The sequence below is a fragment of the Saccharomonospora iraqiensis subsp. paurometabolica YIM 90007 genome, assembly GCF_000231035.2.
Classification (GTDB): domain Bacteria; phylum Actinomycetota; class Actinomycetes; order Mycobacteriales; family Pseudonocardiaceae; genus Saccharomonospora; species Saccharomonospora paurometabolica.
The window spans coordinates 138,136-148,925 of the sequence record NZ_KI912225.1 but is presented as its reverse complement, the minus strand read 5'-3'; the positions used below and the strand labels follow the sequence as shown (position 1 = coordinate 148,925).

9 protein-coding genes and 2 pseudogenes are annotated in these 10,790 nt (G+C 71.4%); 6 read left to right on the top strand and 5 right to left on the bottom strand.

The genetic code is table 11. The features are described 5' to 3' along the window. Nucleotides 1–340: 340 nt before the first annotated feature. From SACPADRAFT_RS31415 to SACPADRAFT_RS26640, 3 genes and pseudogenes are all read left to right on the top strand, one after another. The gene (locus SACPADRAFT_RS31415; RefSeq protein WP_157577116.1) at nt 341–658 is read left to right on the top strand and encodes a hypothetical protein; all 318 of its coding nucleotides are present in this window, start codon (nt 341–343) and stop codon (nt 656–658) included. Continuing rightward, nucleotides 651–956 (top strand): hypothetical protein, encoded by a 306-nt coding sequence (locus tag SACPADRAFT_RS0209455; RefSeq protein ID WP_007025037.1) that lies wholly within the window; start codon nt 651–653, stop codon nt 954–956. The genes SACPADRAFT_RS31415 and SACPADRAFT_RS0209455 overlap by 8 nt, the downstream gene beginning before the upstream one ends. Nucleotides 957–1,191: 235 nt before the next feature. After that, nucleotides 1,192–1,704 (top strand): annotated as a pseudogene (locus tag SACPADRAFT_RS26640) (AAA family ATPase); the annotation flags it as partial. Between the two features lie 100 nt (nt 1,705–1,804). Here SACPADRAFT_RS26640 and SACPADRAFT_RS0209445 read toward each other — a convergent pair. Genes SACPADRAFT_RS0209445 through SACPADRAFT_RS0209435 form a run of 3 tightly spaced genes read right to left on the bottom strand, consistent with a single transcriptional unit; the run spans nt 1,805 to nt 5,036 of the window. Next, nucleotides 1,805–2,965 (bottom strand): thiolase domain-containing protein, encoded by a 1,161-nt coding sequence (locus tag SACPADRAFT_RS0209445; RefSeq protein WP_007025035.1) that lies wholly within the window; start codon nt 2,963–2,965, stop codon nt 1,805–1,807. A gap of 6 nt (nt 2,966–2,971) precedes the next feature. Continuing rightward, the gene (locus SACPADRAFT_RS0209440; protein WP_007025034.1) at nt 2,972–4,030 is read right to left on the bottom strand and encodes a thiolase domain-containing protein; all 1,059 of its coding nucleotides are present in this window, start codon (nt 4,028–4,030) and stop codon (nt 2,972–2,974) included. Between the two features lie 10 nt (nt 4,031–4,040). After that, a complete protein-coding gene (locus SACPADRAFT_RS0209435) occupies nt 4,041–5,036 on the bottom strand; it encodes a Zn-ribbon domain-containing OB-fold protein (RefSeq protein ID WP_007025033.1) in 996 nt (331 codons plus the stop codon). Nucleotides 5,037–5,139: 103 nt separating this feature from the next. Here SACPADRAFT_RS0209435 and SACPADRAFT_RS0209430 point away from each other — a divergent pair, with 103 nt between their 5' ends. Continuing rightward, nucleotides 5,140–6,714 (top strand): acyl-CoA synthetase, encoded by a 1,575-nt coding sequence (locus tag SACPADRAFT_RS0209430; protein WP_007025032.1) that lies wholly within the window; start codon nt 5,140–5,142, stop codon nt 6,712–6,714. A gap of 107 nt (nt 6,715–6,821) precedes the next feature. Here the strand turns inward: SACPADRAFT_RS0209430 and SACPADRAFT_RS0209425 are convergent, their stop codons facing one another. Continuing rightward, nucleotides 6,822–7,610: a crotonase/enoyl-CoA hydratase family protein gene (locus tag SACPADRAFT_RS0209425; RefSeq protein ID WP_007025031.1), complete on the bottom strand. Its 789-nt coding sequence runs from the start codon at nt 7,608–7,610 to the stop codon at nt 6,822–6,824. Between the two features lie 73 nt (nt 7,611–7,683). On the opposite strand from SACPADRAFT_RS0209425, the gene SACPADRAFT_RS0209420 reads away from it, so the two are divergent. Both SACPADRAFT_RS0209420 and SACPADRAFT_RS0209415 read left to right on the top strand, forming a co-directional pair. Then, nucleotides 7,684–9,300: an acyl-CoA synthetase gene (locus tag SACPADRAFT_RS0209420; protein ID WP_007025030.1), complete on the top strand. Its 1,617-nt coding sequence runs from the start codon at nt 7,684–7,686 to the stop codon at nt 9,298–9,300. A gap of 21 nt (nt 9,301–9,321) precedes the next feature. Then, nucleotides 9,322–10,434: an NAD(P)H-dependent flavin oxidoreductase gene (locus tag SACPADRAFT_RS0209415; protein WP_007025029.1), complete on the top strand. Its 1,113-nt coding sequence runs from the start codon at nt 9,322–9,324 to the stop codon at nt 10,432–10,434. 6 nt (nt 10,435–10,440) lie between these two features. Here SACPADRAFT_RS0209415 and SACPADRAFT_RS26635 read toward each other — a convergent pair. Further along, a pseudogene (locus SACPADRAFT_RS26635) lies at nt 10,441–10,790 on the bottom strand (hypothetical protein); the annotation flags it as partial.

Genomic DNA, 10,790 nt, shown 5'->3' with positions numbered 1-10,790 from the left:
GCCCCGCGCACCCTGACCCCGGCCGCCTGGCAGCCGTACGCCCTGCTGCGCGGCCTGATCAACCTCGCCGCGGACGGCCTCGCCGCCCGCGACCCGCGCCTGCACCGCCTGATCCGCGCGCTCGAACAGCCCCCACACCGGTGACCTCCCCCGGGAGAATGCCCGGCCACGCCGCCCACGCAACAGCCATGACTGGACCGGCTGGTGGAGCGGCCACGAGGCACCATGGGCCTGCCCGCCCGACCCGGCTTCGCTGGAGACATTCGGTGGTGCCGCAAGCCGACTCCGTCATTGGGTGCGGTGGTGGCACGAGCAGACCAGGTGGCATACACTGTCATACATGACAGAGTGGATCGAATGGAGTGAGAAGGCTCGGGACCACCTTCGGACCCGCTCGATCCGCTATGCCGATGCTGTCGATATCGACCCGGCTTGGACTGTTGAGGTCATCAACGACCCCGACCGGCTGGTGGAGGAGCCGGACTCGCGATCCGCCCACGCGAACAGCGCGCGGATCGTGGGTTACTCGCCGACCGCACGTATGGTCATCACCGTGGTGGCTCTGCGTGGGGCTGACGGAGTGCTGCGCGGGGCGTCCGCGTGGAAAACGCGAGGCGCCCCGCGGCGTCAGTATTGGAAGGGAGCTGGCGATGAGTGAGGTCACCGAGCAGGATCTGCAGGAATACCGGGACGAGGCGGAGAGCGCTCCGGACGCGCCGTTGTCGAGGCATGCCGCCCGGCCGGGGGAGGGGCGCGCCAAGGTGCTTTCGGTGCGGTTGAGTACGGAGGAGTTCGACGAACTGAACCGGTGGGCCGCCGCATTGGAGATTCCGGCCTCGGCACTGGTGCGCAGCTGGATCCTCGACCACCTGCGTGCGGGCTCGGACTCCCCGGTGCGCACCGTCGAGCGGATCGCGCAGGAACTCGACCAGCTTCGGCGGCAGCTCGCTGCCTGAGGTCCGGGATCGGGCAGCAACAAGCGGTTCCGCCGTTCGCTGGAGATCCTCGCCGTCAGTCCCGACCATGGGATCACGACCTCCTTCGGCACGAGGAACCTGCACGTCCGCGGGGGTGGAGGCCCTGGCACAACGGTATCCGGCACTGAGTGACGCACCCGACGCCTCGTGGCCCGGGTCGTCCCGGCCGGAGGGAGGTTCTCTGTGATCATCTGGCTCAAACGGTCCGTTCGGGGCGGGCAAGACGACCGTGTCGGAACTCGTGGTCGACCGGCTCCCCGGCTCCATGCTGTTCGACCCGGAAGAGGTCGGCTTCATGCTGCGGTCGGTGGTCCCGCCTGCCCCGAGCGGTGATTTCCGGGACCTTCCGGTGTGGCGCTCGCTGACGGTGGACACCGCGACGCGGATCGCGGAGATCTACCAGCGGCCTCTCGTCGTGCCGATGACGCTCGTGCGCAGGCAGTATCTTGACGAGATCTTCGGTGGGCTGCGCACCGCGGGGCTCGCGGTCCGGCACTTCTTCCTCACCCTGGACGAGGCCCTCCTCCGTTCCCGCATCACCGACCAGGTGCTGCTGCCCGAAGATGCCGAGCGCGACACGGAAGTCCGGCGGGGGCGGTTGGATCAGGTGACGCGGTGCCTCGCCGCGCGGGCCGACATGCCGGGGGACACGGTGTTCCTCGACTCCGGCGAGGCGGGGCCCTCGGCATTGGCCGACGCCGTCGTCGAGCGGGTGTCGGCCGACTGACCGGGCCGCGCAACAGGCCGCGGAGGACGGCTCGGCCCGGCTGGGCCCGACGTCGTCGTCCCCCGCGGTCCGTGCCGTGACGGGGTCGTGGCCTACCCCGTCACGGCTTGTCCACGCCTACCAGCCACATGGCGAAGTACTGCGAACCGCCGCCGTAGGCGTGGCCGAGCGCGGTGCGGGCGCCGTCGACCTGGTAGTCCCCGGCCCGGCCCATCACCTGCTTGGCCGCCTCGGAGAACCGCAGCATGCCGGAGGCGCCGATGGGATTCGACGAGAGCACCCCGCCGGACGGGTTGACCGGCAGGCGGCCGCCGAGCGCGGTCCGGCCGTCCTCGGTCAGTTTCCAGCCCTCGCCCTCGGCGGCGAAGCCGAGGTTCTCCAGCCACATCGGTTCGAACCAGGAGAACGGCACGTAGATCTCGGCGGTGTCCACCTGCTCCAGCGGGTCGGTGATGCCCGCCTCCCGCCACAGCGCCTCGGCGGCGTCCCGGCCCGCCTGCGGGTTCACCTGGTCACGGCCGGCGAACGTGGTCGGTTCGGTGCGCATCGCCGTGCCCCGGATCCACGCCGCCCCACCGGGCACGGCGTCCCCCGCCTGCTCGTCGCCGAGCACCACGGCGCACGCGCCGTCGGAGGAGGGGCAGGTCTCGTCGTAGCGGATCGGGTCCCACAGCATCTGCGAGGCCCGCACCGAGTCCACGGTGATGTCGGACTGTCGCAGGTGCGCGTACGGGTTCAGCGCGCCGTTGCGCCGGTCCTTGGCCGCCACGATCGCGCCCACGTGCTCCGGCGCGCCGCTGCGGCGGATGTAGGAGCGCACGTGCGGGGCGAAGTAGCCGCCCGCGCCCGCGCCCACCGGCATGGAGAACGGCGGCATGATCGACAGCGCCCACATGGCGTTCGATTCGGACTGCTTCTCGAACGCCACCGACAACACCCGGCGGTGCACCCCGGACTGCACCAGGCTGGCCGCCACCAGCGCGGTGGAGCCACCCACCGAGCCCGCGGTGTGCACGCGCAGCAGCGGTTTGCCCGGTGCGCCGAGCGCGTCGGCCAGCGCCAGTTCGGGCATCATCACGCCCTCGAACAGGTCGGGCGCCTTGCCGACCACCACGGCGTCGATGTCGGCCCAGTCGACGGCGGCGTCGGCCATCGCCCGGTCGACCGCCTCCCGGAGCAGGCCCGCCATCGACACGTCGGTGCGCTTGGAGCGGTGGTGTGTCTGTCCCGTGCCGAGCACGGCGGTACGGTTCTTGGCCACGGCCTCTCAGCCCCTCTCCAGGACGGCCACCAGGTTCTGTTGCAGCGCGGGGCCGCTGGTCGCGTGCGCGAGGGTCCGTTCGGCACCGCCGTCGAGGATGTGCCGCGCGGCCTCCCCGATCCGGATCAGCCCGGCGGAGAACATCGGGTTCGCGGTCAGCGCGCCGCCGGACGGGTTGATCCGCACGTCGTCGCCCAGGCCCAGCTCCTCGCGCAGGATCAGCTCCTGGTGGCTGAACGGCGCGTGCAGCTCGGCGACGTCGAGCGAGGTGTCGGTGGCGCCCGCGGCCCGGCCCGCCAGTTCCGTCGACGGGCTGCGGGTGAGGTCGCGCGCACCCAGCGCCGCGGAGTCCACCCGGTGTTCGATGCCGCTGATCATCGCGGGCCGGTCGGCGATCTCCCGGGCGCGCTCGGCGGAGGCGAGCACGATCACCGCCGCGCCGTCACTGACCGGGGCGATGTCGTGGGCCCGCAACGGATCGGCGACGGGGTCGGCGGCCAGCAGGGTGTCCACATCGGTCTCGCCGGAGACCTGGGCGTACGGGTTGTCCGCCGCGTCCCGCCGGCTGCGGGCGGCCACCCCGGCCAGGTCCTTCTCGGTCCAGCGGCCCGACTCCAGGCCCAGCCGTGCCTGCATGCCCGCGATCCCGGCCGGGTCCGGCCACAGCGGCGCGGTGACGTACGGGTCGAGCTGCAGCGCCAGCACCCGGCGCAGGTCCCCGGCCGAGGCCTTGCCGAAGCCGTAGACGAGCGCGGTGTCCACCTCACCCGTCCGGATCTTGAGCCACGCCTCGTAGAGCGCCCAGGCCGCGTCCATCTCCACGTGCGACTCGTGGATCGGCGGGAACGCGCCGAACGCGTCCACCGCGGCGATGAACGAGAACGCCCGGCCCGCCAGGTAGTCCGACGAGCCGGAGCAGACGAAGCCGATGTCGGACTTGGTCAGTCCCGTCTGTTCGAAGACCCGCGTGAAGATCGGGACGAGCATCTCCACGCCGTTGGTGGTGCCGTCGGTGCGCCGGACGCTGGGCGCCTGCGCGAACCCGACCACCGCCACGTCGTTCATGGTGTTCCCCTCACAGGTGGTGGGCGTAGGACTCGTACGGCGCGTCCGGCTCGCCGGTCGGCTCGAAGTGGGCGATGTTCTCCAACGTCGTGGACCACTCCTCGCGCGGCTTCCACGACGCGCGTACCCGCATCCCCATCCGCACCTCGGAGGCTTCGCAGCCGAGCACCAGGTGCAGGAACGGGATGTCGGCCCCGTCGAGCAGGACGTAGGCGGTGACGTAGGGCGGCTTGATGCGCTGGCCGAGGAACGGGACGTTGACGATGCAGAAGGTGGTCACCACACCGGTGTCCGGCAGCTCCACCTCCTCCTCGGTGGGCACGCCGTCGGTGGGGCAGGCGCCGCGCGGCGGGAGGTAGACCTTGCCGCAGGCGGGGCAGCGCTGGCCGAGGACGCGGCCCTCGGCGAGTCCCCGCAGGTACCGGCTCTCCTCCGGGGAGACCGAGTGCCGGTAGCTCAGGTGGATCGGGGTGACGATCGTGTCGACCGGCGCGCCCTCCTCCCGTTTCGCCACCGGCGGGGGTTCCGGGGTCGGGGCGGGGTCGCCCGGCGGGTCCTCGACGGGCACGAAGTAGGCGAGGTCCCGGATGTGGCCCACGGGCTCGTCCGCCCAGCGCACCCGCACGCGCATCCCGGTGCGCATCGCCGCGGGCGAGCCCGCGTCCACGGCGTGCAGCAGGGACGTGTCCGCCCCGTCGAGGCGGATCAGCGCCCACGCGAACGGGCGCTGCACGGGCTGTGCCTCCAGCGGCTCGGCCACCCACGACCAGGACACGACCGTGCCCTCGTCGGCGACCTCGGCGAACTCGGACAGGGCCGCCGCGGTCACCGGGTCGTACTCCACCGGCGGGACGTGCACCCGGCCGTCCGAACCCCGGACGCCGACGATGCGGCGTTCCCGCAGCGCGTTGACGAAGCGGCCGAGGACGGGGCCGACCGACCGGGTGTAGTCGAAGCCGACGTCCAGCGGTGCCGACAGCGGTTTCTCGGTCTCGGCAGGAATCACGGGCAAAAGTGAAACACGTTCCTTTAGCTGGCGCAAGCTTCCCGAGGGTCGTCCGGGTCGTAGCGTCTTGCCCGTATCTGTAACACGTTCTAGATTTGCCGGTATGTCTACTACCGCCCCACCGACGACGCCCGCGATCGGGCTGTGGAACATCGCCGCGCAGAGCCCGTCGACCACCGCGGTGATCGACCCGGACGGCACCGAGGTCAGCTACGGCGACCTCGTGGCCAAGGCCGACTCCTACGCGCGGGGCCTGCGCGCGCTGGGGCTGGAGACCGGGGACGCGATCGTGGTGCTGCAGCCCAACGGCTCCGAACTGCTCGCCGCCCACTTCGCCGCCCTGCAGACCGGGCTCTACGTCGTCATGGCCAACTGGCACCTGGTCGGCCCCGAGATCGCCTACATCCTCACCGACTCCGGGGCGAAGGCGTTCCTCGCGCACGAGCGGTTCGCGGACACGGCCGTGGCCGCCGCCGACGAGGCCGGAATCCCGGCCGGGGCACGGTTCGCCGTGGGCACGGTGCCCGGCTTCCGTGCCGTCGCCGAGCTGGCGGAACTGGGCGGGCCGGGCAGGCCGGAGATCCGCACCGCCGGGTCGCCGATGCTGTACACGTCGGGCACCACCGGAAGGCCGAAGGGGGTGCGGCGGCCGCTGACCGGGGCCGACCCGGACGAGGTACCGGTGGCCTCCACCTGGTTCTTCTCGATCTTCGGCATCCAGCCGTTCGACGGGCACGTCCACCTGTGCGGCTCACCGCTGTACCACACCGCGGTGCTGAACTTCGTCGTCATCTCCCTGCAGCTCGGGCATCCGGCGGTGCTGATGGACAAGTGGGAGCCGGAACAGATGCTGCGGCTGATCGAGCGGCACCGGGTCACGCACAGCCACATGGTGCCGACGCAGTTCCACCGGCTGCTCGACCTGCCCGAGGACGTGCGCGGGCGTTACGACGTCTCGTCGCTGCGGGTCATGGTGCACGGCGCGGCGCCGTGCCCGGACGAGATCAAGCGGCGGATGCTGGACTGGTGGGGCCCGGTGGTCACCGAGTACTACGCGGCCACCGAGGGCGGCGGCACCGTGATCAGCGGCGAGGAGTGGCTGCGCAAACCCGGTTCGGTGGGCAGGGCCTGGCCCGGCTCGGTGGTGACGATCCTGGACGACGACGGGGCGGAGCTGCCGCCGGGGGAGACCGGCACCGTCTACATGCGCATGGGCTCCTCGACGTTCGAGTACCACGGCGACAAGGAGAAGACCGAGAAGTCCCGGGTGGGCGACCTGTTCACCCTCGGCGACGTCGGCTACCTCGACGAGGACGGCTACCTCTACCTGCACGACCGGAAGAGCGACATGATCATCTCCGGTGGGGTGAACATCTATCCCGCCGAGATCGAGAACGAACTGGTGCTGCACCCCAAGGTCGCCGACGTGGCCGTGTTCGGTGTGCCGCACGAGGACTGGGGCGAGCAGATCAAGGCGGTGGTCCAGCCCGCCGACGGCGTCGACCCCTCGGACGCCCTCACCGACGAGCTGCTGGAGCACGCCCGCGGCAGGCTCGCGAAGTTCAAACTCCCGCGCAGCATCGACTACGTCGACGAACTCCCGCGCGACCCGAACGGCAAACTCTACAAACGCAAACTCCGCGACCCCTACTGGCAGGACCACGACCGCGCCATCTGACCCCGCGCCGGCGGGTGTGCCGTGAAGGACTCCTTCCCTGCGTTGAGTGCAGCGAAGGAGTCCTTCACGGCACCCGACGCAGGCAAGGGGGCCTTCACGGCACCACCTCAGCGGGCGTGGAAGTCCGGGGTGCGTTTTTCGGCGAAGGCCTTGGGGCCTTCCTTGGCGTCGGCGCTGGCGAAGACCTCGACGCCGTACTTGGCGTCCAGCTTGAACGCCTCGTTCTCGTGCATCCCCTCGGTGTCGCGCATCGTGCGCAGGATCGCCTGCACGGCCAGCGGGCCGTTCGCGGCGATCGTGTCGGCGATCTCCAGCGCCCGCTCCAACGCCGTGCCGTCCGGCACGACCCGGCCGATCAGCCCGATGTCGGCGGCCTCGGCGGCGGTGAGGTGCCTGCCGGTCAGCAGGATCTCGGCGGCGCGGGTGTAGGGGATCTGCCGCGGCAGCCGCACCGCCGACCCGCCCAGCGGGAACAGCCCCCAGCGCGCCTCGGACACGCCGAACTTCGCGCTCTCGGCCGCCACCCGGATGTCGGTGCCCTGCAGGATCTCCGTGCCGCCCGCGATCGCCGGGCCCTCCACCGCGGCGATCAACGGCTTGGTCAGCCGCCTGCCCTTGAGCAACCCGTCCATCCGGCTCGGGTCGAAGCTGCCGCTGGAGAACGACTCGGACGGGCTGTTGCGGCTCATCGACTTGAGGTCCGCACCCGCGCAGAACGCCCCGCCCGCGCCGGTCAGCACGCAGGCGCGGATCTCCGGATCGGTGTCCACCCGGTCCCACGCCTCGACGAGGATCTCCAGCATCTCGCCGGTCAGGGCGTTGCGGGCCTCGGGCCGGTTCATCGTCACCACGAGGGTGTGCCCGCGTTGTTCGACCAGTGCGTGCGGTTGCTCCATCGGCGGCCTCCCGTTCGCCTCGGCGCCAGTCTCGACCATTGCCGCGAACGATAACATGTTCTAGTTTGTTCGGGTGGCTTTCAACATCGCGGATCTGCTTGAGCACGCCGTCGACGCCGTGCCGGACCGCACCGCGGTCTTCTGCGGGGACCGGCGGGTCTCCTACGCCCGACTCGACGAGCGGGCGAACCGGCTCGCCCACCACCTCGCCGCCAACGGGGTCGGCAAGGGCGATCACATCGGCGTGTACTCGCGGAACTCCATCGAGATGATCGAGACGATGTACGCGGCGTACAAACTCCGCGCCATCGCGATCAACGTGAACTACCGGTACGTGCACGGTGAACTGCGGTACCTGTTCACCAACGCCGACCTGGTCGCTCTGGTCCACGAGCGGCAGTACTCGGACCGGGTCGCGGCGGTCCTGCCCGAGGCACCCGATGTGAAACACGTTGTCGTTGTCGAGGACGGCTCGGACGCCGACTTCGAGCGCCACGGCGGAGTCGCCTACGAGACCGCGCTCGCGGGAGCCCCCGCCGAACGCGACTTCGGCGAACGCAGCTCCGACGACCGCTACATCCTCTACACCGGCGGCACCACCGGCTACCCCAAGGGCGTCGTCTGGCGGCACGAGGACGTCTGGCGGGCCCTCGGCGGTGGCATCGACTTCGTCACCGGCGAGTACGTCACCGACGAGTGGGCACTGGCCGAACAGGCGAAACAGGGCGGCATGGTGCGGTTCCCGGTCGCCCCGCTGATCCACGGCGCCGCGCAGTGGGCGGCGTTCGGGGCGCTGTTCGCCGGCGGCACGGTCGTGTTCACCCCGCAGTTCGACCCGCACGCGGTGTGGCGCGAGATCGACCGGCACGGGGTACAGGTGCTCACCGTCGTCGGCGACGCGATGGCCCGGCCGCTGATCGACGCCTACCACTCCGGCGGCTACGACGGGTCGTCACTGGTGGCGGTGTCCAGCCACGCCGCACTGTTCTCCCAGGCGGTCAAGCAGCAGTACCTGGACACGTTCCCGAACGTGGTTCTCACCGACGCGATCGGCTCGTCGGAGAGCGGCTTCACCGGCATCGGCATGATGTCGAAGGAGGCGGACCACTCCGCGGGGCCGCGGGTGAACTTCGGTTCGGACGCCGTGCTCATCGACGACGACGGCAACCGGGTGGACCCCGCCCCGGGCGCCGTGGGCCGGATCGGGCGCCGCGGCAACGTGCCGCTCGGCTACTACAAGGACCCCACCAAGAGCGAGACGATCTTCGTCGAGATCGACGGCGTCCGGTACGTCGTCCCCGGCGACTACGCGCGCTACGAGGACGACGGCACCGTCACCCTGCTCGGCCGCGGTTCGCAGTGCGTCAACACCGGCGGGGAGAAGGTCTTCCCCGAGGAGGTCGAGGGCGCGCTGAAGGGGCACCCGGACGTGTTCGACGCGCTCGTGATCGGGGTCGACGACGAGCGGCTCGGGCAGCGTGTCGGGGCGATCCTCGAACCCCGCCCGGGCGCCACCCTCGACCTCGCCGCGGTTCGCGACCACGTGCGCACCGAGATCGCCGGGTACAAGGTGCCGCGCAGCGTGTGGGTCGTCGACACCATGGGCCGCCTGGCCAGCGGAAAACCCGACTACACCTGGGCCGCGCGGCACGCGGCCGAGAACCCGCCCACGGACGCGTCGCAGGCGTAACCCCCGCGAAGGAGAATCACCATGCGCACCACGCTGTGCGACACGCTCGGCATCGACCTCCCGATCGTCGGGTTCACCCCCTCCGAACACGTCGCCGCGGCGATCAGCCGGGCGGGCGGACTCGGCGTCCTCGGCTGCGTCCGGTTCAACGACGGCGACGAACTCGACGACGTGCTGACCTGGATGGACGACAACACCGACGGCAAACCGTACGGCGTCGACGTCGTGATGCCGTCGAAGATCCCCACCGAGGGCAGCTCGATGGACCTGAACGAGCTGATCCCCGCCGAACACCGCGCGTTCGTCGAGCGCACCCTCGCCGAGCTCGGCGTGCCGGAACTGCCGGAGAACACCGAGGAACGCGCGGGTGTGCTCGGCTGGCTGCACTCGGTGGCCCGCTCGCACGTCGACGTGGCGCTCAAGCACCGGCCGTCGCTGATCGCCAACGCCCTCGGCTCGCCGCCGGTGGACGTCATCGACCAGGCCCACGAGCACGGCGTGCCGGTGGCCGCGCTCGCGGGCAAGGCCGAACACGCCCGCAGGCACGTCGACAACGGCGTGGACCTCGTGGTGGCCCAGGGCTACGAGGCCGGCGGGCACACCGGCGAGATCGCCTCGATGGTGCTGCTGCCGGAGATCGTCGACGCGGTCGGCGACCGGGTCCCGGTGCTCGCCGCGGGCGGGATCGGCTCGGGCAGGCAGGCCGCCGCGGCGCTGACCCTCGGCGCGCACGGCGTGTGGACGGGTTCGCTGTGGCTGACCACGCGGGAGTACCTGGAGACCATGCCCGCCTCCGAGGCGGTGCAGCAGGCGCTGGTCGCGGCGGACTCGTCGGACACCGTCCGCACCCGGATCTACACCGGTAAGCCCGCCCGGCTGCTCAAGACCCGCTGGACCGAGGCGTGGCAGGCCGACGACGCACCCGAGCCCCTGCCGATGCCGCTGCAGAACCTGCTCGTCTCGTCCGCGCACAACCGCATCCACGCGGCCGCGGACCCGTCCGTGGTGTCCATGCCGGTGGGCCAGATCGTGGGCAGGCTGAACGAGGTGCGCCCGGTCGCCGAGGTGGTCGACGAGCTGGTGGGCCAGTTCGAACAGGCGGTGGACGGCGTGTCCCGCATCCGGCACGCCTGACGCGGCTCACCCGCTCCCGGCGTTGTCGGGGGCGCCGTGGGTGCCCTGGTGTCCGGCCCGGCGCACGCCGTACACCACGGCCCCCACGGCGAGCACGAGCACACCCGCGAGCACCGACGTCGTGGGCAGGCTGAACGCCAGCAGCACACAGCCGAGCAGACCGACCGTGGGCACCACCCGGCCCGTGCCGAGCGTCCAGGCGCTCGCGTTGGCCACCGCGTAGTAGGCCAGCACGGCGAACGACGAGAACCCGATCGCGCCCCGCAGGTCCGCCACCGAGGCCACGGCCGCGACCACCGCCCCCACGGCGAGCTCGGCCCGGTGCGGCACCCGGTACCGCGGGTGGACCGCCGCCA

What these genes read in the sequence shown, in the direction of transcription:
- SACPADRAFT_RS31415 (WP_157577116.1), top strand. Translation starts at nt 341, where the DNA reads ATGACAGAGTGGATCGAATGGAGTGAGAAGGCTCGGGACCACCTTCGG.
- SACPADRAFT_RS0209455 (WP_007025037.1), top strand. Translation starts at nt 651, where the DNA reads ATGAGTGAGGTCACCGAGCAGGATCTGCAGGAATACCGGGACGAGGCG.
- SACPADRAFT_RS0209440 (WP_007025034.1), bottom strand. Translation starts at nt 4,030, where the DNA reads ATGAACGACGTGGCGGTGGTCGGGTTCGCGCAGGCGCCCAGCGTCCGG.
- SACPADRAFT_RS0209430 (WP_007025032.1), top strand. Translation starts at nt 5,140, where the DNA reads ATGTCTACTACCGCCCCACCGACGACGCCCGCGATCGGGCTGTGGAAC.
- SACPADRAFT_RS0209425 (WP_007025031.1), bottom strand. Translation starts at nt 7,610, where the DNA reads ATGGAGCAACCGCACGCACTGGTCGAACAACGCGGGCACACCCTCGTG.
- SACPADRAFT_RS0209415 (WP_007025029.1), top strand. Translation starts at nt 9,322, where the DNA reads ATGCGCACCACGCTGTGCGACACGCTCGGCATCGACCTCCCGATCGTC.